The organism is Streptomyces sp. NPDC048612, from assembly GCF_043199295.1.
In the GTDB taxonomy this organism is placed as follows: Bacteria; Actinomycetota; Actinomycetes; order Streptomycetales; family Streptomycetaceae; genus Streptomyces.
Genome location: NZ_JBICVV010000001.1, coordinates 547,378 through 573,509 on the forward strand (window position 1 = coordinate 547,378; position 26,132 = coordinate 573,509).

At 71.8% G+C, this 26,132-nt stretch carries 18 protein-coding genes; 14 read left to right on the forward strand and 4 right to left on the reverse strand.

Going from position 1 to position 26,132, the window contains the following annotated elements:
• The first annotated feature begins 577 nt into the window (after nucleotides 1–577).
• Together ACGFN2_RS02310 and ACGFN2_RS02315 are read left to right on the forward strand one after the other, a co-directional pair.
• Entirely contained in the window at nucleotides 578–3,421 is a 2,844-nt protein-coding gene (locus ACGFN2_RS02310; protein ID WP_393356873.1) for an ABC transporter substrate-binding protein, read from the forward strand.
• 31 nt (nucleotides 3,422–3,452) lie between these two features.
• Nucleotides 3,453–4,460 (forward strand): DUF998 domain-containing protein, encoded by a 1,008-nt coding sequence (locus ACGFN2_RS02315; RefSeq protein WP_393356875.1) that lies wholly within the window; start codon nucleotides 3,453–3,455, stop codon nucleotides 4,458–4,460.
• 53 nt (nucleotides 4,461–4,513) lie between these two features.
• Here ACGFN2_RS02315 and ACGFN2_RS02320 read toward each other — a convergent pair whose 3' ends face one another.
• Genes ACGFN2_RS02320 through ACGFN2_RS02330 form a run of 3 tightly spaced genes read right to left on the reverse strand, consistent with a single transcriptional unit; the run spans nucleotide 4,514 to nucleotide 10,005 of the window.
• Complete coding sequence (locus tag ACGFN2_RS02320; RefSeq protein ID WP_393356877.1) at nucleotides 4,514–6,397, reverse strand: alpha-keto acid decarboxylase family protein; 1,884 nt, start codon at nucleotides 6,395–6,397, stop codon at nucleotides 4,514–4,516.
• Nucleotides 6,394–8,526: a flavin monoamine oxidase family protein gene (locus ACGFN2_RS02325; protein WP_393356879.1), complete on the reverse strand. Its 2,133-nt coding sequence runs from the start codon at nucleotides 8,524–8,526 to the stop codon at nucleotides 6,394–6,396. Before ACGFN2_RS02325 ends, ACGFN2_RS02320 begins: the two co-directional genes overlap by 4 nt.
• Nucleotides 8,527–8,532: 6 nt before the next feature.
• Nucleotides 8,533–10,005: a Dyp-type peroxidase gene (locus ACGFN2_RS02330; RefSeq protein WP_393356882.1), complete on the reverse strand. Its 1,473-nt coding sequence runs from the start codon at nucleotides 10,003–10,005 to the stop codon at nucleotides 8,533–8,535.
• Nucleotides 10,006–10,633: 628 nt separating this feature from the next.
• Here ACGFN2_RS02330 and ACGFN2_RS02335 point away from each other — a divergent pair.
• From ACGFN2_RS02335 to ACGFN2_RS02390, 12 genes are all read left to right on the forward strand, one after another.
• A complete protein-coding gene (locus tag ACGFN2_RS02335) occupies nucleotides 10,634–11,116 on the forward strand; it encodes a hypothetical protein (RefSeq protein ID WP_362601917.1) in 483 nt (160 codons plus the stop codon).
• Nucleotides 11,117–11,513: 397 nt separating this feature from the next.
• Nucleotides 11,514–12,629 (forward strand): IPT/TIG domain-containing protein, encoded by a 1,116-nt coding sequence (locus ACGFN2_RS02340; RefSeq protein ID WP_393356884.1) that lies wholly within the window; start codon nucleotides 11,514–11,516, stop codon nucleotides 12,627–12,629.
• 771 nt (nucleotides 12,630–13,400) lie between these two features.
• Nucleotides 13,401–13,979: a sigma-70 family RNA polymerase sigma factor gene (locus ACGFN2_RS02345; protein WP_362601923.1), complete on the forward strand. Its 579-nt coding sequence runs from the start codon at nucleotides 13,401–13,403 to the stop codon at nucleotides 13,977–13,979.
• On the forward strand, nucleotides 13,976–14,668 hold the full coding sequence (locus ACGFN2_RS02350; RefSeq protein WP_362601926.1) for a hypothetical protein: 693 nt from the start codon (nucleotides 13,976–13,978) through the stop codon (nucleotides 14,666–14,668). Before ACGFN2_RS02345 ends, ACGFN2_RS02350 begins: the two co-directional genes overlap by 4 nt.
• A 49-nt stretch (nucleotides 14,669–14,717) precedes the next feature.
• Entirely contained in the window at nucleotides 14,718–14,879 is a 162-nt protein-coding gene (locus ACGFN2_RS02355; RefSeq protein ID WP_362601929.1) for a hypothetical protein, read from the forward strand.
• Between the two features lie 211 nt (nucleotides 14,880–15,090).
• Nucleotides 15,091–16,296, forward strand: a complete 1,206-nt coding sequence (locus ACGFN2_RS02360) for a cytochrome P450 (RefSeq protein WP_393356888.1) — start codon at nucleotides 15,091–15,093, stop codon at nucleotides 16,294–16,296.
• Between the two features lie 163 nt (nucleotides 16,297–16,459).
• Entirely contained in the window at nucleotides 16,460–17,668 is a 1,209-nt protein-coding gene (locus ACGFN2_RS02365) for a Rieske 2Fe-2S domain-containing protein (protein ID WP_393356890.1), read from the forward strand.
• A 281-nt stretch (nucleotides 17,669–17,949) separates the two neighbouring features.
• Nucleotides 17,950–18,327, forward strand: a complete 378-nt coding sequence (locus tag ACGFN2_RS02370; protein WP_393356892.1) for a DUF2267 domain-containing protein — start codon at nucleotides 17,950–17,952, stop codon at nucleotides 18,325–18,327.
• Between the two features lie 610 nt (nucleotides 18,328–18,937).
• Nucleotides 18,938–20,209: an MFS transporter gene (locus ACGFN2_RS02375; RefSeq protein ID WP_393356894.1), complete on the forward strand. Its 1,272-nt coding sequence runs from the start codon at nucleotides 18,938–18,940 to the stop codon at nucleotides 20,207–20,209.
• A complete protein-coding gene (locus ACGFN2_RS02380) occupies nucleotides 20,206–22,056 on the forward strand; it encodes a S9 family peptidase (protein WP_393356896.1) in 1,851 nt (616 codons plus the stop codon). The genes ACGFN2_RS02375 and ACGFN2_RS02380 overlap by 4 nt, the downstream gene beginning before the upstream one ends.
• A gap of 258 nt (nucleotides 22,057–22,314) precedes the next feature.
• Complete coding sequence (locus tag ACGFN2_RS02385) at nucleotides 22,315–24,249, forward strand: RiPP maturation radical SAM C-methyltransferase (RefSeq protein ID WP_393356898.1); 1,935 nt, start codon at nucleotides 22,315–22,317, stop codon at nucleotides 24,247–24,249.
• 48 nt (nucleotides 24,250–24,297) lie between these two features.
• The gene (locus ACGFN2_RS02390; RefSeq protein ID WP_362601953.1) at nucleotides 24,298–24,972 is read left to right on the forward strand and encodes a DUF5825 family protein; all 675 of its coding nucleotides are present in this window, start codon (nucleotides 24,298–24,300) and stop codon (nucleotides 24,970–24,972) included.
• A gap of 28 nt (nucleotides 24,973–25,000) precedes the next feature.
• On the opposite strand, the gene ACGFN2_RS02395 is transcribed toward ACGFN2_RS02390, so the two are convergent.
• Nucleotides 25,001–25,987, reverse strand: coding sequence for a DMT family transporter (locus tag ACGFN2_RS02395; RefSeq protein ID WP_362601955.1), 987 nt, complete (start codon nucleotides 25,985–25,987; stop codon nucleotides 25,001–25,003).
• Nucleotides 25,988–26,132: the final 145 nt, after the last annotated feature.

The window sequence follows — 26,132 nt, forward strand, 5'->3', positions numbered from 1 at the left end:
TTGACGACTTGGCTCGGCAGCACGGTAATGGCGCACGGCGGCGCCGTTCCACCGGTTTTCGGGCGCCTCACCGCACCCTTGCCCCGGCGCGGCAAGCTCTTCACCCTCGACGACATTCCGGTGTGCTGTGGACGCCGGAGGGCGCTGCCGGCACCCGCCCCCTCATCCTGATGGGACACGGCGGCGGCGCTGGTGGCCCGCCGGACCGTCCCCGGTCCGATCGGCGCGTCCGGCACGCACCGGTCGGTGGCTCCCGCAAAGTTGGGGCTCCGGAGACCTATGAGTCCACCGACAACGAACGCCGACGAACCTCAACGAACGCCGACGAACCTCAACGAACGCCGAAGTGCGACTGCGAGCCGTCACCCACAGGGCGAACGTCGTCCGACGCGGCACTAGGATCGGCACCTCTGGAACAAGTCCAGGAGTCAGGCTCGGGAGAGGGGCAGGCGAGGGTGCAGGTCGACATCGTCGTCGGCGGGGGTGCCGGGGGAGAGAGTGACGACCGGTCCTCGGGGGCCCGGTTACGGCGTCCGGCACACCGAGCCCGCGGGGCCCGGCCGGAGCGGGGGGCGCGGTGACGATCCTCCCCGACCCCGCCGCCTCCCAGGCCGTGCTCATCGGTGTCCATGACTACGAGAACCTGGCCGCGCTCCCCGCCGTCGAGCGCAATCTCGCCGGGCTCACCCGGGTGTTCACCGACCCGGACCTGTGGGGACTGCCGCCGGAGCACTGTGTCGCACTGTCCCAGCCGCCGAGCGCCCAGGACGTGCTCGACACCCTCAGTGGCGTCGCCCAGCGCGCCACCGACACCCTGGTCGTCTACTACGCCGGGCACGGACTCCTCGACCCGCTCAGCGACGAGCTGTACCTGGCGCTGCCCGGCTCGGACCAGGAGCGGCTGTACAGCGCGCTGCCCTTCGAGTGGGTGCGCCGCGCGATCCTGGACCCGCAGGTCGGCGCCCGGCACAAGGTGGTGATCCTGGACTGCTGTTACAGCGGGCGCGCCCTGGAGGGCGGTATGGGAGGCAGCACCCAGGTGGCCGACCATGCGCTGATCGACGGCACCTCCCTGATGGCGGCCGCCGCGAAGACCCGCAAGGCGCTGTCCCCGCCCGGCGAGGAATACACCGCGTTCACCGGCGAACTGATCACCGTACTCACCGAGGGGATCGTCGCCGGCCCGCCGCTGCTGGACATGCAGACCCTGTACCGGCACCTCCACACCGCGCTGGCGGCCAAATCCCGACCACTGCCGCAGCAGCGCAACCGCAACACGGGCGGCCTGATCGCCCTGGCCAGGAACGCCGCCCACCCGGGCCGGCGCCCGCAGCCGCCGTCCGCGCCGTCCCCTGCTCCGCCGGTTCCCGCGCCGGAATCCGCAGCCGTTCCCGGGCCGGACGCAGCACCCGGGACCGAGGCCGTTCCCGTCCCCGGGCCCGATCCCGTATCCCAGCCCGTCCCCGAGCCGCAGCGGCCGAGCGTCGAACCGGCCCCCACCCCCGACCGCACCTCGGCCCCCACCCCGGAAGCGCGCGGCGAGGAGCTTCAGCGGACCGCTGCCGCGCCCCGGCAGCTCACGGCGCCGGAGGTTTCCCGCACCGACGGCAACGGGCAGGGCAGCCGCGGAAATCCGGTCTCCGCCCGGACCAGGGCCGTTGCGCTGGTGTCGGCGGCAGCCCTGATCGCGGGAGTCTCCACGACCCTCGTGCTGTGGAACGGCGCCGATGGAGAGGACGCCCAGGGTCCTTCCAAGGGGGGCGCCACCACCAAAGCCACCTATAACGCCGCCGTCGGCCACCTCCTCAGGCCGGGGAACGGCAGGGGCGGCACCCTGAAATTCATCAGCACCACCGATGCCGACTCCTGGAACCCGCAGCGCAGCTCCTACCCCTTCGTGGCGAACTTCGCCCGCTACTACACACGTCAACTGGTCACCTACAAGCCCGGGTCGAAGGGCACCGACCTCACCCCGGACCTGGCCACCGACAGGGCCGAGGTGAGCGGCGATGGCAAGACCTACACCTACACGCTGCGCGAAGGAGCCACCTGGGAGGACGGCTCGCCCGTCACCTCCCAGGACGTCAAGTACGGCATCGAACGGCTCTGGGCGCCGGAGGTCATCTCCGGCGGGCTGCCCTACCTCCAGCAGGTCCTCGACCCGGACAGGACCTACCGGGGCCCGTACAAGGACACCTCGGCGACGGGCTCCCCGGCGATCAAGACGCCCAACTCCCACACCATCGTCTTCGAACTGCCCCGGCCCAACGGCGACTTCGAGCAGATGCTGGCCATGCCGGCCGCCTCGCCCGTGAAGAAGAGCCAGGACACCAAGGCCAAATACGGCGCCAAGCCGTTCTCCAGCGGCCCGTACCGGTTCCACTCGTACCAGCCGGGCAAGTCACTGGAGCTGGTGCGCAACTCCCACTGGAAGAAGGCCTCGGACCCGGTCCGTACGGCCCTCCCGGACAAGATCACGGTCGCCGTCGAGAACAATCCGGACGCCGTGGACGCCGCCCTCGCCAAGGGCGACTACGACCTGGCGCTGGCTCCCACGAAGCTGGGCCCGCTCTCCCGGGCCGGGCTGCTGTCGGGCAGTGACCGCCGCAAGAACCTGGACTCCCCGCCCTCCGGCTTCGTCCGCTACGTGGGCTTTCCACAGACCGTCGAACCGATGGACAACGTCGCCTGCCGCAGGGCGGTGGTCTACGCGGCCGACCGCCGCAACCTGCAGACCGCGCTCGGTGGCACCGCCGCGGGCGGCGACCTCGCGCCGAGTCTGCTGCCGCCCGGCATCAGGGGCGCCGACCCCGCCTTCGACCCGTACGGCATCCTCCAGAACGGGGGCGCGCCGGACCTGACCAGGGCCAGGGCGGAGCTGAAGAAGTGCGGGCGGCCGAACGGCTTCCCGACGACCATCGCGGTGCGCGACGACCGGCCGGCGGACACCGACACCGCCGAAGCGCTCGGGAGCGCGCTGGCCAGGGTCGGCATCAGGGCCGAGGTCGAGCGGTTCGACGGGAAAGAGGCACCCACCATCGTCGGGGCGCCGTCCGAGGTGAAGAAGCGGGGATACGGCATCGTCCTCGCGAGCTGGGGTGCCGACTTCCCCACCGGGCAGGGCTTCTGGCCACCGCTCGTCGACAGCCGGATGCGCCCGCCGAGCGGCAACTACAACGTCGCGGAGGTCGACTCCCCGGCCCTCGACAAACTCCTCGACCAGGCCATCGCCGAACGGGACCCCGACAAGGCCGGCGAGACCTACGCGGAGATCAACCACAAGGTCGCCGAGGGCGCCTACTACCTGCCGTTGGTCTACGAGAAGTACGTCAGCTGGCGCGGCCCGCGGCTGACCAATGTCCAAGTCGCCCCGGCCTACGGCGGCTACGACTTCACACGGCTGGGCGTCAACGGCACCTGACACCGGCCCCGCCGGCAGTACCGTTGCCGCCATGCCGTTATCGCAGCGCTTCGCGCCTCCGCTGGCCCTGTTCCTGCTGGCTCCGTTCGTGGGTGAGTTCCTCCTGGGCAATCTCACTCTCGCGGAACTGCCGCTCGGGGTGCTCCTCGCGCCGCTGTACGGCTGCGGGGCCCTGCTGGTACGGGAGTTGGGGCGGCGCAGCGGCGGAGGCTGGCCGACCATGGTGCTGTTGGCCGCGGCCTACGCGCTGATCGAGGAAGGGCCCGTCGACCAGCTGCTGTGGAACGACTCGTACGCGGGCGCCGACCAGCTGCACGGTGCCTCCTATCTGCCGTCCTTGGGCATGATCGTCGAGCTGACCCAGTCCGTGCTGGCGCTGCACACGGTGTGGAGCATCTGTGTGCCGATCGCTCTGGTGGAGACGCTGTCCCGGTCCCGGCGCAGCGAACCGTGGCTCGGCCGGGTCGGCCTCGGTGTGGTGGCCTGCCTCTACGCGGCGGGTGCGGTGGTGGTCTTCCGGGGGAACTACGCGGCGGAGCACTTCCTCGCTTCGCCGGCCCAGCTGGCCGGCCTCACGGTGGTCATCGTCGGGCTGATCGTCGCGGCATTCGGTATCCGCACGGCCCGGCTCCGGCCGCTGCCCGGCCGCGCCCCGGCAGCCTGGCGGGTGGGGCTGGCAGCCCTCGCGGTGACGAGTGCGTACTGGGGTCCGCTCAACCTCCTCTCCGCCGACTGGTACGAGTGGGCCGGAGCCGTGGTGTGGTGCCTGTGCTGGGCCGCGGGAGTGTGGTGGGTCAGCCGCTGGTCCCGTCGCGCGGGCTGGGGTGTCCGGCACCGGTTCGCGCTGGCCGCCGGCGCCGTCCTCACCTATGCGTGGGTGGCGTTCCCGGCCCGCCCGGAGTCCGGCGGCTCCCTGCGGGCAGACCTGCTGAGCAATGCGGTGTTCGCCCTGCTCGCCTGTCTGCTGCTGGTGTGGGCGGCCCGGCGTGCGGCGCCCGAGGATGAGCCGGTCGCGCGGCGGGGCCCGGGCGGCAGCTGACTGCCGGCCGGGCCCCGCCCCCTCCAACTACAGGGAAGCCCACGCGCCGCCGGTCACCGGCGCCCCTCCGGTGTCGCGCCGGCGGGCGGGGGGCAGTTTTCGGCGATCTTGTACTTGAGGGCTTCGGGATAGTCGTGCCGGTCCAGTTGCACCCGTACGAGGACCGGGCCCTGGTTGATCGCGTCGCTGGGGTCGGCGATGCGCTGGAGCAGGGCGGTGAGGTCCTCGTGGCGGCGGACCGCGAAGCCGTGCATGGGGTGCTTTGCGGAGCCGAAGACGTCCGCGAGCTTCTCGTACCGCCAGGGGTGCAGCTCGTTGTAGAAGTCGGCGCCGTCGGACCGCGGGGTGCCGTCCTGGTAGTAGCAGGGCTGGACGAGCATCTGCTCGATGCCGTAGAACGCCTCGTTGTCCAGGACGAACACCACAGGGCGCAGACCGTGCCGCACATGGGTGGACATCTCCTGGCAGGTCTCCTGGAAGGAGCCGTCGCCGACGAAGACCATCGGGCGCTTGCCCAGGTGGCTCCGGCCGAGCTCCACCCCGGTGGCCGCGCCGACCGAGTAGCCGATGGACAGCCAGCTGTTCTGCGCCACGTACGAGGCGCGCTCGGCCATCCGCAGGTTCATCGAGCCGATCAGCGCGAACGCGGCGTCGCACACCACGGTGAACGGGTTTGCGCGCTCGCCCCGCGGCTCACTCGTCTGCGCTTCCAGGAAGGCGTTGAGGTGCCGGAAGAGGCTGTCGTACGTGAGGTGTTCCGGGTACGGGCCGCCGCTCTGGGAGGCCAGGAAGGCGGCGGTACTGTCGGGGACCGCGAGACCCGCGTCGTAGGCGCGGGTGAAGTAGTCCGCGGCGAAGGAACCGTCCCCGAACTCGGCCACCAGGCGCTCCCGCAGCGCGGGGAGGAACCGGGAGAGCGGGACGTCGGGGAAGTACGAGGCGCCGACCCGCACCCCGTCGTGGGCGGCGACCGCCCAGTCGTCACCGATCGACCGCTCCCCGCCGAGGTTCTTCGAGGTCGCCCACGAGCCCAGCCCGATGCGGCAGCCCGCGTTGTCGAAGACCTCGGCCACGTGCGGATGGCTGGCCTTGCCGTTGTAGACACCGGAGAAGCCCGGGGTGTACTCGGACACCACGGACTTGGCGCCGACCGTGGTGCAGAACGGGATACGGGTCTCCCGCACCAGCTTCTCGAACTCGTCGGACAGCCGGAAGCGGTCCAGCTCCTCGCCGGCCCACAGGATCGGGTTGCCGTGCTGCCGGACCAGTTCCACACACGCCGCGACCGCGCGGTCGAGCAGGAGCTGCTTCTTCGGGGTGACGGGCCGCTCGCGCCGGGTCAGCCGGCCCTGCGGTGCGGGGCACCGCGCGCCCCACACGTCGTCCATGACCTCCAGATAGACCGGCCGCCGGTGGGAGAGGCACGCGGTGATCGCGCTGTCGATCTGGGTGGGCGCCAGGCCCGGGTTGGAGATCGCCTGGGCGTCCACGGTCACCTGGCGGTAGACCTCCAGGTTGCTCTCCGGGCGCTGCGACATGTGCGAGGTGAGCAGGCCGATCGCCTGCTGGTTGAGCCACTGCTCGTAGGACGGTGCGGCGTTGATCGCGATCAGCGGCACATATTCGGCGAAGGCGCCGCCGATCGCGTTGAGCAGGTTGAACGCGCCCACGCTGTAGGTGACGGCGACGGCGCCGACGCCCTGCTCGCCGAGCGCGATGTCCGCGTCGGCGGACTTCACCCGGGCATAGGCGTCCGCGGCCTGCCCCGCGCCGCCCTCGGTGGGGGTGCCCACCCAGCGCACCGAGGTCTTCTCGTGCAGGGTCGACAGAAACGGTCCCAGGTGGTCGCCCGGAACGCCGAACAGATGGGTGATACCGAGCTGTTCCAGCCGCAGGGCCAGATACTCGGCGACGGTGCAGGTCTGCGATGTGGTCATGAGGTCAGTGCTCCCTCGCGCGGCTGGTCCGACGGTCCGGTGGTGAGGGTGTGGCGTTCGCGGGGTGTCGCGGCCCGCCCGCCGGTGGCGCTCTCGTCGGCCGGGGGAGCCTCGTTGACGGCGATGGCGGCGCGTACGGCCGTCTCCACCGCCCCCTCGATCCAGGCGTGTTTGAGCGACACATGCTCACCGGCGAAGTGCACCGGCCCCTCGGGCCGCACCACATCGAGGTGGAAGCTGGTCATCTGGTGCGGGGTGTAGACCGCGGCCTCTCCGCAGGCGTACGGGTCGCGCAGCCAGCTCTGGGTCTGGCCGGCGCCGGTGTAGAAGACCTCGATCCGGCGGCCGTGCACCGACTGCAGGTTGAGCAGGGCATAGCTGTAGCGCTCGGCGTCCTCGAAGGAGTCCCAGCGCGCGGCGTCGTCCGACCAGGAGTAGCCCGCCAGCACCACACCGCCCTCACTGCCGGGGACGGGGTGCGAGGGGTAGTACATGAAGCGGTTGGGGTTGTCGGTGGTGGAACCGCCGCCGTACGCATGGGTGGCAGGCCGGACACCGCCGCGCAGCGGGGAGTTGCGGTAGTACTCCACCTGCTGCGGGCTGATGCGCTTCTCGTCCACGCTCGGATGCGCGCCGAGCAGCCCCGTGGGCAGGTCCCGCAGGCGCTGCGGAACGGCCAGTGCGGCCTCGGCGTCGTCCTCGCCCCGCTCCTGGTAGTACTCGTACAGACCCGGCGCGATGGCGTCGAGCTCCCGCTGCCAGTCCTCCTCGGTGAACTCCCACCAGCGGCGGGAGAACTCCAGGAGCACCTTGGTGGCCTGGTCGTAGTGCGTCTCGATGACGGCCCGCCGCTTCTTGTACGAGAACGCCGGGGTGACGGTGGTGAACCGCAGGCTGGAGAACGGGATGGTGACGATCGCCAGGTCCCCGGTCCAGGTCTCGACCTCCCCGTACGGATCGCCCTCGGGCACGGTCTGGATGGCGACGGCGGGGCCGGCCGGTCCGGCGAGTCCGCCGTGGTGGCCGTCGCGGGCCGGGTCGTAGTACTCCAGCCGCACCATCCGCTGGCCCATCACGATCTGGTCCCGCAGGTCCTTGGCGAGCGCCTCCGGGAGCTTCCGGCTGCCGCCCTCGATCTCCCAGTAGGTGGCGGTGGGGTCGATGTCGCTGCGGCCCAGGAAGCTGTGGAAGAAGGCGAGGTGCAGCCGCGAGGTCATGTTCTCGATCGTGCCGACCGCCTCGATGGCCTCGTCGCTGAACCCGGCGTACTCGCGCAGGAAGCGGCCCATGGAGAAGCCGTCGAAGTCACGGATGACCCCGGCCCAGCCGTCCAGCCACTCCTTGAAGGGCTTGTTGACGCGCTTCCCGTCGCTCTGCAGCACGGAGTAGTAGTCGCGCACCGGCTCCAGCGCCTGGTTGACCATCTCGGACACGGTCAGCCGCGACTCGCAGCCGGTCAGGTGGAAGCCCTCGTTGATCTGTGACGGGTCCTTGGCGTAGTGGGCGCGGCGTACCTGGGCGCGGTTGGTGCGAATCCAGGTGTGGTTGCGCTTGTCCGGCTCCCGGAACTCGGGGCTGGGGTCCCCGTACGTCCAGATCCTGCCGTCCTTGAACGACTTGTAGACCACCTGCGGAACGGGGGCGGTCTGGTTGCCGGTCGACGGGTCGATGTCGACGTTGAAGAACAGCCGCCGCTTCAGCCCGAGTTTGTCGATCAGTGCCAGGGTCAGCGGGTGGAAGCTGGGCAGCCGCATCGCCCCGGCTTCCGCGTACTGGGCGGGGTCGGTGAAGGGGGGCGGCTCGCCCTTCTTGGTGTGGAAGGTCTTGATGCGGCCCCCGACCCGGTTGGCGTTGGCCTCCAGGATCGTCACATCGTGCCCGGCGCGGGTCAGCAGGTCACCGGCGACCAGACCGGCGATCCCCGCTCCGACGATCAGGATGCGCTTGGGGGTGGCGGGGCGGTCGAGCCCCTTGTCGATCAGTACGTCGAGGTAGCGCAGCTTGAGGTCCTCGTTGGCCGGCTCGGGGCCGACCAGCAGGAGTTCCCGGGCGAGCTGCTGGTAGGTCTTGGCGTCGGCGCGCTCGGCCCCGGTGGGCTCACCGCGGAGGTCAGGACGGCTGTCGTTCATGGCGGTTCAGCCCTTTCCGTGCAGGGACTCGTTCGCGGCGAGCCGCCGCAGGGTGCTGATGGAGGGGGTGAACGCGTACACCGCACCGGTGGTCCGCACGAACCGGTCCATCGAGACGGTGCCTTCCTCGCCGTCGGCCAGCACGATCTGGGCGTCCGGGCTGCCGGAGCCGCCCTCCCGGATGGTGCCGGTCACCTTGTCGATGCCGTTGGGCGCACCGCTCTCCCCGGGCAGGAAGTTGGGGTTGTTCGACCAGGCCCGCTGAAGGAACTCGAACTGCCGCTCCAGGGAGGTGCCGTAGCACACGAACATCAGGCCGCGGTCGGTGTCCGCGTTGCCGCCCGTGTACGCGGGCCCGTACGGAATGCCGCGGCGCATGACGCGGTGCCGCTGGGTGGGCTCGAAGTGCCGCGGATGCGACCTGCGGATATGCGCGGCGCACGGGGTCTGTTCGCCCCTGCCGTCGTTCGCGTAGGTGAAGTCGTTGCGCTCCGGACCGACCCCGGTCACCGGGTTCTCGCCCTGCGCGAGGGGCGTCCCGTCCTTCTTGCGGCCGACCAGACACGCGCCCAGCAGCTCGGCGGAGATCGGGTGCGGCCGGAAGGTGCCCGCCGCACGCTCCACGGCCGCGTTCCAGCCGGGCACGTCCTGCGCGAGCCGGCGCACCACCTGGAGGGAACCGTTGTCCAGCCACCGGGGAGCCTCGGGCGGCTCCCCGCTCTCACTCCGGTGACCGAAGACGAACTCGCCGGGCTCGACCAGGGCGGCCCCCGGGCGGTTGTCCCGGAAACCGGGGTTCTCCCGGTCCTCGCGGTGGAAGTCCTTGACCCCCGGCTGCGAAATGGCGTCCTTGTAGCCGAAGTGCTCATGTCCGCGCAGATCGCCGGTCAGGGTGCGGCCGTCGTCCTGGTGGACCAGGGTCACCCCGTGCGCCGAATCCGCGGCGGCGATGTTCCGCAGCTTCTCGTTCAGTGCCTCCTCGGTGTCCGCGGCGACGGTCAGTACGGCATGCACATCGGTCCGGTCCGAGCCGAAGAGCCAGTGCTCGGGCGCGCTCGTTCCGTCGTCGCCGAGGTCCGCCGCCCGTCCGGCCGCGCCCTTCACGAACGACTCGAAGGGGGCAAGGTCCCGCTGCACCTGCTCGGGTTCCCGGGCGACCTTCAGCAGGCCCGGGAACGTCAGGGACACCCCGACCCAGGTCACGGTGAGGGAGGGGTCCTGTCCGTAGGCCCGGCGGGACAGGGAGAACTCCTCATTGAAGTCCTCGACCGTGGCGGTCACGGCGACGGTGTTCAGCATGACGGACAGCCAGCCACGGCCGCTCGCGCCGTCGGGGAAGCGTACGTAGCGGAACGCCGTATAGTCCTTGTTGAAACCGGAAAGAATGTTTCCCTGGATTTCCATGGACCGGCGCAGTGGCGGTTCCGGAAGCTGCTCGATTTCCGGAGCGCCGGTCGGGCGCAACGAGGTAGTGGTCACGTCTCTCCTTAGAGAAGCTGCGCTGTCGCGGGGACACCGGCACCTTCGCGCGCAGGCGAAACCGGCTCCCGGCACGCAGCGGGGAGGTCGATACGGAAGAAGTACAAGGGCACACCAAAACCAGGCCGGTGTACGGCTTGTGCCGCCAGCCCAGCACCGAACCTGCCACCCCGCAGAAGCGCCGACGCCAAACGGAGCACAGGCTCACCCGAACCGGTGAGCCCCGCCCGTTATCCGCTCGGGAGAGAAATTCCCGCCCTGTCGTGCTCCCGGGCCGCACGCGAAATCCGAGTACCTACCCGTTGGAACGGCGCCCTGCACACCCGCAGCGGGTATATACGGAAGCGCCGGTCCGCGGAGGCAGCCGAAGGGGGCCGTATGTGCCCGGACAATGGGACACCGAAAGCCCCGGGAGACCGTGAATGCGCCCCTTGTGCGCCCCCGCATTCACAACATTTGCGCGGTTCGCGACCCGTGCAGCGAGGCAGTACAGCCAGTGGTTCGGGCGCGGGTACGGGCTTTCACACCTTCTGTTGAAGGCCGTTGTGCGCGGCGCGGAAAGGCGGAATTCGGCAGATCCTTCTTCGTGGTCGGGCGCGCTGCGCGCCCACAACGGAAGGACATGGCTATGCGACGCACCCTCGTCGGCCTCTGCGCCGCTCTCGCGGCACTGGGCATCGGACTGGCCGGCCCGGCGACCGCCGCACCGGTTCCGGTGACGGCGCTCAACTGCGATGGCGACACCCATCAGTGCACGGCCAACCTCCGCTTCGGTGACGACAACTGGAAGGCCAGCTGGGGCGCGAACATCTTCCACCAGGGACCGCGGTCCGCCTCCCGCGCGCCGGTTCCGGTGACCGCCCTCAACTGTGACGGCGACACCGGAAAGTGCGTCGCCAATTTGCACTTCGGTGACGGCTACTGGCGGGCGAGCTGGTCCGCCACCATCTTCCACCAGGCATTCCGGTCCGCCGACAACGCACGGCTGGCGGCTCCCGTCCCGGCGCACAGCCTGAACTGTGACGGCAACACCGGCCGGTGTTCCGTCAACCTCCAATTCGGCGACGGAAACTGGAAGGCGAACTGGGCGGCCACCATCTACCACCTGTAACCGGTCGTCCCCCGCCAGCCGGGGGACGAGGAGCGGAACGGGCCCGGGGGCGAGGGATATTCGCCCCCGGGCCCATACACGTCAGCCCTGCGCGCGCGGCGACAGTGGCGCCACTTTCTCCCCGTACGCCCGGAGCCCACTCCCACGGCGCGGAAATCGGGGCCGTGGAATAACGGCGCACGCCGGTCCATGACGCGGGGGTAACGCTCATCTACGTATTGTCATTTTGAGGGCCGAACGCACCATTGCTGTCACGTACAAGCCTTCTTCCGGCCGGTCGGGAACCATACCGTCGCAGGCACCCGACATTCGACGCGGCAACCTCCGTTCCACGAGGGCCCGTTCACGAATGGACTCGTGAACGGGCGGTGGAGCGGCGGCGGCCCAGGGAGAAGTCATGTCCGACGTCATACAGCAGTACGTAAGTCCGCAGGCCCCGGGCGACTGGCCGGGCGGGGACGGAGGCGGTGGAGGCTGGCCCAGATATCCGAGAATCTACGATGCCATTCCGGCCTCGGGTCCGACCACCGGAGGAAACACGGTCCTGCTCACCGGATCGGGACTGCTGGGCACGAACCAGGTCACCTTCGGCGGCGTCCCCGCGACCCTCGTCAGCCAGGACCCCTCCGGCAACTCGGTCACCGTCCTCGCACCGCCGCACGCCGCGGGCACCGTCCAGGTCATCGCCACCACACCGCGGGGCAACAGCAACGCGGTGAGCTACACGTACACCGTGACGACACCGACCGGCCCGACGGTCACCACGCTCGTCCCCAGTAGCGGGCCCACCACCGGCGGCACCGCCTTCGCCATCGTCGGCACCAACCTCACCGGCGGCACGGTCACCTTCAACGGCGCCCCGGCCCTCGGGGTGTCCATCAACGCCTCGGGCACGGTGCTCACCGGCACCACGCCGCCCGGCCCCGCCGGCAACGTCCCGGTCGTGGTCACCACCCCGGCCGGCAGCACCACCGTCGCCGGCGGCTTCACCTACACGGCGCCACCGCCCGTGGTCCTCTCGCTGGTGCCGTCGTCGGGCAGCGCCACGGGTGGTACGGCGTTCGTGCTCATCGGCAGCAGCCTGACCGGGGCGTCGGTGACGTTCAACGGGGTTGCGGCGACCGGGGTTTCGGTCAATGCGTCGGGTACGGCGCTGGTCGGCTTCACCCCGGCCGGACCGGTCGGCACCGTCCCGGTCGTGGTCACCACGCCGACGGGCACCGCCACCGTCGCCGGCGGGTTCACCTACACGGCGCCGCCGCTGCCGGTGGTGTCCTCGCTGGTGCCGTCGTCGGGCGGCACCGCGGGGGGTACGGCGTTCGTGCTCACGGGCAGCAATCTGAGTGGGGCGTCGGTGACGTTCAACGGGGTTGCGGCGACGGGGATTTCGGTCAATGCGTCGGGTACGGCGCTGGTCGGCTTCACCCCGGCCGGACCGCTGGGCAACGTCCCCGTCGTCGTCACCACTCTGGCCGGCAGCGTCACTGTCGCCGGCGGATACACCTACGTGTGAGCGGCCGCTCCGCCGCCGGCGCCCACGGCGCGGCGGCGGCCCGGGGGAGTCCGCTTCCACGGTGACCCGGCGTGCAGTGTCACCGCGCTGTGCCTCGGCAGGGACCGCCCCCTTCCGGTCCCGGCGAACACGGCCCGGGCGTGTCGTTCCGGATGTGGGTGACGGGTGACCCGCCCAGTGGCACTCCGACGAGGTGAGGGCCTTCCGGCCCGGTGGGGATGGTGACATCCGTGCCGGTGCCGGGAGGCTCTTGCGTTTGTTGACGCCATGTCAGTCCGTCGAGGTCCGGCTCCGTGGCTCCTTTTGCTCGCACAGCAGTGTGATCCGCGCCACTATCACCTCGCTCCATTTCTCAACGTCGCAGGTCAGAAGCTCAACGTGAGCACGCGACTGCGGATCGTCATTTTTGGCCCAGGAATCCGATTAACAATCGCGGCCTCCCGAGCGGTCTACGGGCAAGAGAGCGGTCTTCTCCGGCGTCATCCGGACGCTGGGCAGTTCACCGCGGACATCGAGAGGAGAGGCAGTGGATCACCAGTGGCCCTGGGGCACGCCAGCCATGGGCGGCGCGGCCAGGACGACCCCGGCTGTGCACCGCGCCCGTGCGCGCGAGTGCACCCACACCGCCTCGCGGACCTGCGGCCCGTCGGCCCGCAGCACTGTGCACGACCCGGACCGTGGAAAGGGGTGCGGTGCCGGACGGGCGCCTGCCCCGCGGGTCCACCCCGGCGCCGTCCGCCCGCCGGTGGCGGGCCGAGGGACGGCCGCCCGGTGAGCGACTACGGAGACGGACAGCAGTTGCGCCCCGACCCGATGGACGGACTGCGCGGCGACTTCACCCCCTTCTTCAAGGAGGTGCAGTACGGCTACATCGGCTATGCGATGCAGCTGCTGCGCAATCGTCAGGACGCCGAGGACGCGGTCCAGATAGCCGGGATGAAGATCCATGCGAAGTGGGACGAGTTCCAGTCGCACCCCAACCTCCGGGCCCTGTGCCTGCGCGTGCTGCGTGACGCCATCACGGACTACATCCGCTCGCGCAGCCGGGTGACCCGCCACGAACGGCCCGCGGCCACCGAAGCCGGGCTCCACCAGTCCTGCGTCGACCAGATCGCGCACCTGGGCACCTTCGACGCCCTGGACCGCGCCATGGACGAACTGGCCCGCCGGGAGCCGGTACAGGCGGACTGCGTCCGGCTCCGCGTCGCGCAGCTGAGCTACGAGGAGATCGCCGAGACGCTCGGCATCACCCCGGGCACGGCGCGCACCTACTACTCCCGCGGCCGCAAGCTCGCCAAGGAACTCGCGGCCTTCTACCTCCGGAACGATCAGGAAGGAGAACCGTCGTGACCATCGAAGACATTCTGCAGGCCGAAGCCGACGAGGTGGGTGGCGTACTGGCCGACCACGACCCCGAAGCCTTCACCCGCCGGCTGGCGGAGCGGATCGCCGAGGCCGAGCGCGGCGCCGAGGCGGAGCGACCGGCCCCCGCGGCGCGGCCGGCGCCCGACGGCCGGCACGACCGCGGCCCGTCCCCGGCGCGCCCCGGACGCGCCCGGCCGCTGCCCAGACGCCCACGGCCCCGGCGCGTTCCCAGCGCCACGGCGAGCCCGGAGGAACTGCGCCGCCACCTGCACACGCTGTGCGAGTCGGTGCTGCGCGGGGGGCACCGGGGGCGGCTGGAGAAGTTCGCCCGGGACTACGACGCGGCCGGGGCCCGTACGTTCGCGTGCCTGCTCTACTCCATCGACCGGCCCGAGGCGGCGGTCTTCTGGTGGCGGTTCGCGGCCGGCGCGGAGGACCAGCTCTCCGCCCACTGCCTGGCGATCCACCACGCGGCCGCCGACAACCTCATCGACGCGCGGCTGTGGCGCACCGTCGCCGCCGCCCTGGGCTACTCACCGCGCCGGCATCTGCCCAACCCGGCCCCCGGGGCGCCGCTCCCGGACCCCGGGTGGCTGCTGGAGCGTTCCGGGCCCGAGCTGCAGCAGTTCGCCGAACGGCAGGCCCCGTTGCCCGTGGGGTGCGCGGGGCGCTGACGCGGCGGGCCCGTACGCACCACCCACCACCGATCGAGGAGACGCTCCCATGAAGGACCCCGCGGAGGGCCGGCAGCCCCCGCCGCGTGTTCCCGGCACGCCACGGCGCCGGTGGCTCAGGAAGTACGCCCGCTTCACCGCCGCCCATGTCATCGAGGGGATGGCCGGGGCAGCCATCTCCGGTCTGCTGCTGTACCTGACCCAGCGGTAGCCGGGCCCGGCCCGGAAGCCGTGCGCTGCCGTCGGCCCGAGGGGGCCGGCGGCAGCGTCCGTTCCACCCGCCCGCCCGCATCACCGGATCTTTCCAACACGCTTGCCCCGTACGCCATTTCGGCACGGGCGGCGGTTAGCGGCCCCGCAGCCGGGGAGGGTTCCCCCGTACCAGTCGTCCCGGGGCAACGTCGCGATGCACAGGAGGCCGGATGACCACGGAACCGGTGGGGACAGTCGATCTGGCGGCATGGGGGGAGGACTTCGTCCGCGATCCCTACGCGGGCTACGCCCGGCTGCGCGAGCGCGGCCCGGTGCACCGGGTGCGCCTCCCCGAGGGCACCGTCGTCTGGCTGGTCGTCGGCTACGACGAGGTACGCGCGACGCTCAGCGACTCCCGGCTGTCGAAGGAGTGGCGGCACGCCTCGTCCGCACAGCCGATGCAGCCGGTGTCCAGCGGCGTGTCGATGCTCCGCGCCGACGCGCCGCAGCACACCCGGCTGCGTGGCCTGGTGGCCCGCGCCTTCACCGCGCGCCGGGTGGCGTCCCTCGCGCCGCGCGTCCAGGAGCTGACCGAGGGGCTGCTGGACACGATGCTCGCCGCCCCCGACGGGCGCGCGGATCTCGTCGACGCGCTGGCCTTCCCGCTCCCCATCACCGTCATCTGCGAGCTGCTGGGAGTGCCCTTCCTGGAGCGGGACACCTTCCGCACCTGGACCGACATCCTGATGGTGGGCGCCCCCACCCCGCGGACGAGAGCAGCCCTGACGGCCATGACCGGCTATCTCGACGGGCTGGTGGAGACCAAGCGCGCCCGCCCCGGCGACGACCTGCTGAGCGATCTGATCGCGGTGAGCGACGAGGGTGGCGACCGGCTCAGCCACGAGGAACTCCTCGGCATGGCCCAGCTGTTGCTGATCGCCGGCTACGAGACCACCGGCAACCTCATCGCCAACGGCGTCCTGGCGCTGCTCACCCACCCGGACCAGCTCGCCGCACTGCGCGCCGATCTGTCGCTCATCGACGGCGCGGTCGAGGAGATGCTGCGCTACGACGGGCCGCTGGAGACCTCCACCTTCCGCTTCACCCGCGAGCCGACCGACATCGCGGGCACGGTGATCCCCGGCGGGGGCGAGGTCGTGCTCCCCGTGATCGCCGACTCGGGACGCGACCCGCTCCGCTTCGCCGACCCCGACCGCTTCGACATCACCCGTGACGCCCGCGGCCATGTGGCCTTCGGACACGGCATCCACTTCTGCCTCGGTGCCCCGCTCGCCCGCCTGGAGGCACGGATCGCCCTCCGCACCCTCCTGGAGCGCTGCCCGAAGCTGGAGCTGGACGCCCACCCGGCCGACCTGCGCTGGCGGCTGGGCGCCCTGCTCCGCGGCCCGCGGCACCTCCCGGTCCGCTGGTCGTGACCGGCCGGGCCCGGCCCCGTCACCCTCCGGGGCGAGCCTGATCGGCGCCGTACCGGGGGAAACGCACTAGGTGATCGCGGAGAATCCGGTACCGCGCGCTGCCCGCCGCCATCCGATCTTCTCCCCGTTCCGTATCACTCACCCGCGTGCGAGGGAGAAACGTATGACCAAGGCTCAGCCCGCAAGGGACGGGGCGAATCCGGCCGGGCCGGACGATGGCCCGGAACAGCTGCGTGCCTTTCGTCCCGGAGTGGCGGCGGACCTTCGGCGTACGGGCATCAACCCGAATTTCTGGTATCCGGTCGCGGTTTCCACAAGCGTGCCGAAGAGCAAGACCTTCGCCGCCGTGTTCGCGGGGGAGCGGATCGTCCTCTACCGCGGCGCGAGCGGCACGGTCTTCGCGCTGGAGGACCGGTGCGCCCACCGCCAGGTGCCGCTGAGCATGGGGGTCGTGGAGGGCGAGACGCTGCGCTGCTGCTACCACGCCTGGGCCTACCGCGGGAACGGCCGGATCTCGCAGATCCCGTATCTGCCCAAGGGCACCGAGCGGCCGCCGCGCGGGGTGCGCTGCTATCCGGTCCGCGAAATGTACGGCCTGGTGTTCGTCTTTCCGGGTGATCCGGCGAAGGCGGAGAAGACCCCACTGCCCGAGCTGCCGGAATTCTCCTCGGGCAAGCACAAGACCATGATGTTCTCGCGCACGGTGCGCTGCCATTACTCGTTCATGCACGAAAACCTGCTGGACATGAACCACCAGTTCCTGCACCGCGGCGTTCTCGGCAAGATCCACCCCAAGCTGCTCGGATACGAATCCGGTCCGGAATTCGTGGAGGCCCGCTATCTCTTCGTCTCCGGCGGGGGAAAGCGCGACCGCGGCGCCGGCCTGCTGTCCGGTGACGGCTTCGGCGGAGGGGACGCACCCGATGTCATCACGGTCCGCACGGAGTACCCCTACCAGACCCTCCAGGCGGTCCCCGAGAACTCCGAACTCCCGTCCTTCTCCCTCTGGGCCGCGTACGTGCCGGAGGACGCGGAGCAGCGCGTCAACCACGCCTACGGCCTGCTCATGATCGCGAAACCGCCGGTCCCCGGGGCGCTCCATCTCGCCTGGCCGTTCATCCGCCGCTTCACCGAGCGGGTGTTCGCCGAGGACCGGATGGCGGTCGAGGCCGAGCAGCGCGCCTGGGACGAGCAGGGTGAGGACTGGAACCAGGAGGTGTTCCCGCTGATCCTCGACGTCCGTGACGTGCTGCGCACCAACGGCGTCCCGGTCCGCCCGGAATCCGCCCTGTGCGGGGCCGCCGCGCTCTGCGACGGCACACCGCGGACCGGCTCGACGGCGGACACCATCACCTCGAACCGGCCGGTCTGATCCGGCCGCCTCACCCGCACGCGCCGGCTCTCGCGGAAGGCGCCCGGTCTGACATCACCGCAGCTCAGGCGCCTTCCGGTCGCGGCTGCACGGGCCCGGCTGCACGGACAGGGCCGGACGTGGCAGCCATGCGGCAGCCATGCGGAGCCCGCGCCCCGGTGACCTGTAGTGGAGGCGCGGGTGCAGCCGGTGGCGGGCCGACGGTGGGCGGGGGATCGTGGCAAGGTGGTGAGTGAGGTTGCCTCCCTCGCTCACCCCTCGATCCCGATGTGGAGGCTCGCATGGACGACAAGGAGTTCTTCCAGGCGGTGGCGGTTCGCGCGGGGCTCTCACGGCAGGAAGCGGCCGATCTCACCCGCGCCACCCTGGAGACGCTCGCGCACCGTCTGAGCGACGGCGAAGCCCGCGATCTGTCCCTCGAACTTCCCGAGCCGCTGCGTGTCTCGCTCCAGCGGGGGCGGGGTGAGATGGAGATCTTCGGGCCGGCGGAGTCGGTCCGCAGGGTGCGCCGGCGCACCGGCCTGTCCGGGCCGGAGGCCGACCGCGGTGTCCGGGCGGTCCTCGGCACGCTGCAAGAGGCCATCTCCCGCAAGGAGTTCGAGCACGCCATGTCGCAGCTGGGCAAGGAGTACGCGCAGCTGGTGGAGAGCCGGCCCTGACGCGACCGCCTGTGCCCTGGGGCTGCCGGGGTGCTGGCGAGGCTTCCTCCGCCGGTGTGCCGACGGAGGGAACTACCTCTCCTGATGCAGCGTCAACAAGCCTGCCTATCCGGCCAATTGGACTCCGAGTCGGCCGACGGGTGGCCCTGGGCAGGAGCCTGTGCCGGATCAATCACGGCCCCACAGTGCCCGCCCCTCTCGGCCGACGCGATGAGCTGAGGGCGCCGGAGTGCTGGTCGACGGGGTGCCGGCCCGTTCGGACGGGCCGCGCGAAGGTCTTCGGCGCATACACCTTGTGGCCCACGTCACTGTCTGGCTAAGCTCCGGCACGATTCGGGCACATTTCCTCCGCAAGTTGACCTATTGGTGCGGTTGATCTTCACGATCTGCCCACATACGTGAGGTGGCTTCGCATGGAACGGTCAGCGGCATCCCCGGCAGGCGGCGCACCCCACGACTTACCGGAGGGCTCCTCGCGAGCCACGGTGGCCGAACTCCCTCCGCGCTGCGGTGCGTACGGCAGCGCCTCCGGCCGCGCGGACCGCCCGGCACGGGCCGCGCGTGACGGGGCCCGCCGCGGCACCGCGAGACCCGCCCCGGGCCGTCCCTGATGACCGCGTCCGTCCCGGCGGTGGCACCGGCCGTTGCGCTGCCGCAGGCCCGCCGCGACCTCCGGCTGTTCTGGTGGGCGGGCACCTGCGACGCCCTCGGCAGCCAGACGTCCGGGCTGGTCCTGCCGTTGCTGCTGCTGACCCTCGGCCGTTCGCCCGCCGAGGTCGGGGCCCTCGCCGGGCTCTCCGCGGCCGCGACGCTGCTGCTCGGCCCGTTCGCCGCCGTCCCCGCCGACCGCGGTGCGCGCAAGCGGCTGATGGTGGGCTCCGCGCTGGTCTCCGCCGCCGCCATGGGCGGGGTCACCGTCGCCGTCGCGGCGGGCCCGGTCCCGCTGGCCGCGCTCATCGCCGCCGTGCTCGTCGAACGGTGCGCGACCTCCTGCTACGAGGCGGCGGCGCTGGGCACCGTCGCGCTGGTGTGCCCGCCCGCCGAGCACCGGCGGGTGCTGTCCCGATTACAGGCGGGGGAACGGGCGGCCCTCGTGGCCGGGCCGGCGCTGGGCGGGCTGCTCTTCCAGGCCGAACGCTGGCTGCCGTTCCTGGCGGACGCCCTCTCGTACGCCGTCGCGGCGGGATGCATCTGCGCGCTGCGCTCCCCGCTCGCCCCGCGCCGTGAGCAGCGTCCGCCGGCCGGTCGCGAGCACCGCGGGTGGCGGGCCCGGGTCGCCGAAGCCGGGGCCGGCCTGGCGCTGATCCGCCGGGTGCCCTTCCTGCGGCTGGCGCTGCTGTGGATCTCGGGCGTCAACGCCCTGCTCGTCGCGCTGTATTACACAACGGTCTTCGCCCTCCAGGACCACGGCCGGGGCGCCGCGCCGCTGGGCCTGGTCCTCGCCCTCGCCGGGGCGGCCGGACTGGCCGGAGCGCTCGCCGCACCCCGGATCGCCGGCCGCCGCTCCGCCGGCCGGCTGCTGGTGACGGTGTCCTGGCTGATGGTGCCGCCCGCCGCGGCCCTGGCGACGGCCCGGGAGGCCTGGCACTTCGGGCTGCTCTTCGGGCTGCTGTGCCTGCTGACGCCGGTGGCTACCGTGGCGCTGCAGGCCCGGATCATCCAGGTCGTCCCGCTCGGACTCCAGGCCCGTACCGGCACCGTACTGGCCACCGTGTCGGGCGCGGCCGCCGCCGTGGCGCCCGCCCTCGCCGGGCTGTCGGCCGACCGGGCCGGGGCCGCCGCCACCCTCCTGGGCTGCGCCGTCCTGCTGGCCGGGCTCGCGCTCCACACCACCTGCGTGGCACCGTCCCGCACCCGCCGCACCGGTCCGGAGCCGCTATGAACACGACCGCGGCGCACCCCGCCGCCCCGCCGCCCTCCGGCACCGGCTTCCGCGTCTACCAGCCGGCGCTCCCCGAGGTCTGCCCGCGCGACCCGGCACGGATGGCGCTGGCCGCGGACGCCGACGGCCGCTGCGAGATCTTCACCTGGAACGCCGCCACCGGCACCGCACGGCAGGTCACCGACAGCCCGCACGGCACCCTGCACTGCGCCCTCGACGCCGACGCGCGGGTGTGGTGGTTCGCGGAGGACCGCGGCGGCCGCGGGCGCTGGTACTTCCAGGACTTCGAGGGCGGCGCGCGGCGGCCCGGCCTGACCGGACTGCCGCCGGGGCTCCCGCACGGCCTCGCCGTCAGCGACGCCGGGACCGTGGCCCTCGGCCTGGGGGACGGCCGCGGCATGACCGTCCATGTCGGGAGACCCGGGGGGCCGGCCCGGCAGGTGAGCACGGTCGAAGGGCAGGCGCAGCTGGTGGGCATGTCGCCCTCGGGCGGGCTGCTGGCGCTGTCCGGGGCGGCCGGCTCCGACCGGGCGGTCACGCTGCTGACCTGCTCCGGGGCGGTGCTCGACCGGCTCTCCGGACAGCACGGCCGGCTCTGGGCACTCGGCTTCGCGCCGTCCCCGGCCGGCACCGAACTGCTGCTGGTCCAGGAGCACCACGACCGCTACCGGCTCGCGACCTGGCGGCCCGGCAGCGGGCTGCTGCCCCAGGACTGGTGCCGCTTCGACACCGAGATCACCGCGCACTGGTACCCCGGGGGACGCCGTGTCCTCATCCGCCAGGACCGCCACGGCCGTTCCACTCTCACCACGGCCGACCTCGACCGGCGCACCCTGGCCCCGGTGGCGACCCCGCCCGGCACCCTGCTCGACGCCGTCCCGCACCCGGGCGACGACGTGCACTACCTCTGGACCGACACCGCCACCCCGCCCCGGATGCGCTCCACCGCCGGCACCCGGCTCCCGGAAATCGCCACCCTCCCCGCGCCCGCTCCCGGCCGTCACCGCGAACTGTGGACCCCCGGCCCCGACGGGCCCGTGCACACCCTGCTCAGCGAACCGGACCTGGTCACCGGGCGGCGGCCCCCACTGGTGTTCCTGGTGCACGGTGGCCCCGCCGACCACGACCGGGACGCCTACGACCCCGAGGTGCACTCCCTGGTCGCCTCCGGGTTCGCGGTCGCCCGGGTCAACTACCGCGGCTCCACCGGATACGGCCCCCGCTGGCGCGCCGCCTACGGCGCGGGCGTCGGGCTCACCCAGGTCGCCGACCTCGTCGCGGTCCGCACCGACCTGCTCCGCCGCGGCCTGGCCCGCCCGGACGCGACCGGCCTGTGGGGCACCTCCTGGGGCGGCTATCTGACGCTGCTGGCGCTCGGCACCCGACCGGACCTCTGGCGGGCGGGCGTCGCCGTCAAGCCGGTCGCCGACTGCGCGGCCGCGTACCGCACCGGCACCCCGGCCCTGCGGGCCCTGGACGAGCGGCTGTTCGGCGGCACACCCGACACCGTGCCCGAGCGCTACACCCGCAGCTCGCCCCTCCACTACGCCGCCGACGTCCGTGCCCCGCTGCTGGTGATCGCCGCCACCCTCGACGCCAAGTGCCCGCCCGGCCAGGTGCGGAGCTACCTCGGCGCGCTGCGGAGGGCCGGCGCGGCACATGAGTCGATGTGGCTGGAGACCGGCCACGACGGCTACACCGGCGCCCACCACGTGGCCGTACTGCACCGCGCCATGGGCTTTCTGGACCAGCATCTGCGCCGCGCCCCCGCGGCCCACCGAACCCCCCGTCCCCCGGTGGACGGGGTCACCGGAGGCACCGGCCCGTCCGGCGCCCCCGGATCGTGAGAACCGTTCGCAACCGCCAGAAGAGGAGCAACAGCCATGCAGAAGGACATCATCCACAACGACCCGCTCGCGGGTGACGAGGAGAACCGCAGACCGGGCATCGGCATCACGGTGACCGTCCCGTTCCGTAACGCCGAGGACACCGAGGAGGACTGACCCTCCCCGGCCGGCCCGGAGCACTCCCGGGCCGGCCGGACCCGCATACGTCACCGGCCGGCCGTCGGCCGCCTCCCACCCACCGCCGCACGAGGAGCCGCCATGCGCGTCCTGCTGGTCAACATGCCCTGGTCCCCGATCGACCTGCCGTCCCTCGCACTCGGCATCCTGCGACGGAGCGTCGACGAGCGCACCTCCGGCCGGGCCGACGTCCTGCACGCGAACCTGGAGTTCACCGACTGGATCACCCGGCGGACCGGGTTCACCGCGGACGACTACCAGTTCTACGCGCTCTCCTCGTACTTCATGGGCTGTGGCGACTGGGTGTTCTCCTCCGCCCTGTACGACGACCCCGAGTGGCGCGTGAAGGAGTTCAGCGTCTCGATGCGCGGCAAGCTGCGCGACGAACGGCTGCAGATGTCCAAGGAACTGCACCGCGTGGTACCGGAGTTCGTGCAGGAGATCGCCGAGCGGATCGTCGCGGCCGGCCCCGACGTCGTCGGCTTCACCTCCACCTTCCAGCAGAACACCGCCGCGCTCGCCGCCGTCAAACACGTCAAACGCCTCGCCCCGCACATCAGAACCGTCATGGGCGGCGCCAACTGCGACGCCGAACAGGGCCACGCCACCCACCGCAACTTCCCGTTCCTGGACTTCGTGGTCCGCGGCGAGGGCGAGGCCGCCTTCCCCCAGCTGCTCACCGCCCTCGACGAGGGCAGCGACCTGTCCGCCGTCCCCGGGCTGTGCCACCGCGACGCCTCCGGCGCCGCGATCGCGAACCCGATGAGCACCCGTCCGCTGCCGCCCGCGACCATCCTGCCGCCCGACTACGGCGGGTACTTCGAGCGCCTGGCGTCCTCCGTCGCCCGCAACTGGGTGGAGCCCAAGCTCGTCGTCGAGGGCGCCCGCGGCTGCTGGTGGGGGGAGAAGCACCACTGCACCTTCTGCGGACTCAACGGCTCCTTCATGCAGTTCCGCAGCAAGAGCCCCGACACCTTCTACGACGAGATCACGGAACTGGCCCGCCGGCACCGGGTCCTGGACATGTACCTCGTCGACAACATCCTCGACATGGGCTACCTCACCACCGTGCTGCCCCGCATCATCGACAGCGGCCACGACCTGCGGATGCACATCGAGATCAAGGCCAACATGCGCCGCCCGCAGCTGCGGCTGCTCGCCGAGGCCGGCATGATCTACGTCCAGCCGGGCATCGAGAGCCTCAACAGCCGGGTGCTCGACCTGATGGACAAGGGCGTGAGCGGCTGCCAGAACGTCCGGATGCTCCGCGACGGAGCCGAGACCGGCCTCTCCGTCTCCTGGAACTACCTGCACGGCTTCCCCGGCGAGACCGCAGCGGACTACGAACCCGTCATCGCCCAGATACCGGCCCTGGAACACCTCGACCCGCCCGTCGACCTGTCCGCCCGTATCGCCATCGAACGCTTCAGCCCGTACTTCAACCGCCCCGAACTCGGCTTCACCGGGCTGCGCCCCGAGGAGCACTACCGCTTCACCTACGACCTGCCCGAGTCCGAACTCCTCGACATGGCCTACGTCTTCGAGGCACCCGAACGCGGCATCGCCGAGCCCACCGTCACCGCGCTCAACGACGCGCTCGGCGCCTGGAAGAAGCACCACACGGACAGCAGGCTCACCCATGCGGACCTCGGCGACCGCATCGTGCTCGTCAGCCGCCGGCACGCCTTCGACTGGGGCGCCATGGAACTCACCGACCCCACCGAGATCGCCGCCTTCCGGCTCCTCGACCAGCCGCACGCCCCCGCGGCGCTGACCCGCAAGCTCGCCGCCCGCCTGCCCGAGCACACTGTCGACGCCGCCGCCGTCCACACCCTGCTCCAGCACTGGGTGACGCTCGGGCTGGTCTTCACCGACGGCGGCCAGTACGTCCACCTGGCACCGGCCGCCGTCAACGAGGACCTGCTGCGGCTCGACTTCATGCGTCACACCCACGCCGCGAAGGCCCCGCAGGGGCACCCGGACGACGACCCCCGGTCCCTCGTCGCCCACGTCTGACCCCCGACCGGCCCGCCGCAGCACCTCCACGCGCCGCAGGAGAACGCCATGACCAGCACTGCCACCCCCGCCCCCCGAACACTGACCCTCCGCGCCTGGCGGGACTACGACGAGGACGCCTGCGCCCTCCCCGGCATGAGCCTGGGCGCCGTCGACCTCACCGGCCCGCCGGACGAACAGGCCACCATGCTGTGGGAACTCGGGGCCCGCCGGGTGGAGTTCACCGGCACGGTCGACCTGACCGCGGTCGACGACCCCGCCGACGCCGCGCACGCCGTCCGGCGGCTCTGCCTGATCCGCGATCTCACGGCCCGCGCCATCCTGGTGCAGTGGCAGCTGCGGCTCCCCCCGGAACCCGACGACGGCTGGCGCGACCTCAGCCACCTCCAGCCGCCCCGCACCCTCACCGGCCCCGCCGACCCCGTGGCCGCGCTCGCCCAGTGGCGCGACGGGCACTACCTCTGCAAGTGCCTCTGGCGCCAGGGCCCCGGCTTCGTCCAGATCCGCGACCGCCGCTGGGGCGAACTCCGCCGCTTCACCGCCGAGGAACCCGAGTACCGGGAAGCGATCACCCAGCTCTCCTACGGGGCACCCCTGCGGACCGTGCCGAAGGCCATCGCCACCGACTTCCTGACGGAGCGCCTGGTCGGCCGCACCGGCCCCCTGCTGTGGTGGCTGCCGTACCGGGTGAACCGCTGGATTCAGGAAGCGATGGCCGTCTGACGTCCGGAGGGGCGGACGGCGACGGGACTCAGGTCCGGGTGTTCCCGGACGCAGACACCTCGGGCCGTGCCTCCGTCCCGCTCCCGGGCCCGCCCGCCGGGGCCTGGGCCCGTGCCGTCCCCCGCATCCGCGACACCGCCACCCCGGACAGACAGAGCAGGCCCCCCAGGAGCGTCAGCCAGCCGGGCACCTCGCCGAGGAACAGCCACGACATGACGACCACGAGCACCGGCACCGCGTAGGTCGTGGTGCCCATCTTCCCGACGGTCGTACGGGACACCGCATAGGCCCAGGTGGTGAACGCCAGGGCCGTCGGGAACACCCCCAGGTACACCATCTGCAGCGTCGCCGGCAGCGGCGCCCGGCTCACCTGCGACACCAGCTGACCGGCGAACGGCAGGCAGGCGACGGCGCCGGCGAGCGCGCCGAACGTCGTCACCTGCATCGGGGTGGCGTGCTTCAGCGTCGGCTTCTGCAACACCACACCCACCGCGTACGCCAGCGCCGCGAACAGACACAGCACCACGCCGAGCAGCGACGACTGCCCGCCGCCTGACATGGACAGCCCGACCACCACGGCACCCGCGAACGACACCGTCATGCCCGCCATCAGCCGGGGCGGGAAACCCTCCTTCAGCAGCCATCCGCCGAGCAGCGCCATCAGGATCGGCCCGACATTGACGACCAGGGAGGCCGTTCCGGCGTCGACGAGCTGCTCACCCCAGTTCAACGCGACCATGTACGCGCCGAACCACAGGACCCCCGAGGCGATGATGCCGGGCCAGGCCTCCCGGGGCGGAAAACCACCGCGCCGCACCAGCAGGACCGCGCCCAGTACGACGGACGCCACCACCAGGCGGCCCAGGGCGAGGGCACCCGGCCCGAAGTGCGCGGCGGAGCTGCGGATCGCGATGAACGACGAGGCCCACAGCACCACGGTGACGGACGCCGCGGCGAGCGCGCGGCCGTCCGGTGTGCTCGCGGACCCGGTATCGCCCTCTGCCGGTTTACCCATCCGTCGGCTCACTCCGCGTCCCTCCCGGTGCTCTTCGCGCACGTCCGTGCGCACATGAGCTGCCAGCTTGTAAGAGCGGGTGCTGCCATGACAAACGATTAGCGGGGCCGGTCAAACGGTGCGACGAGCCGTGACGGCCGGGAGG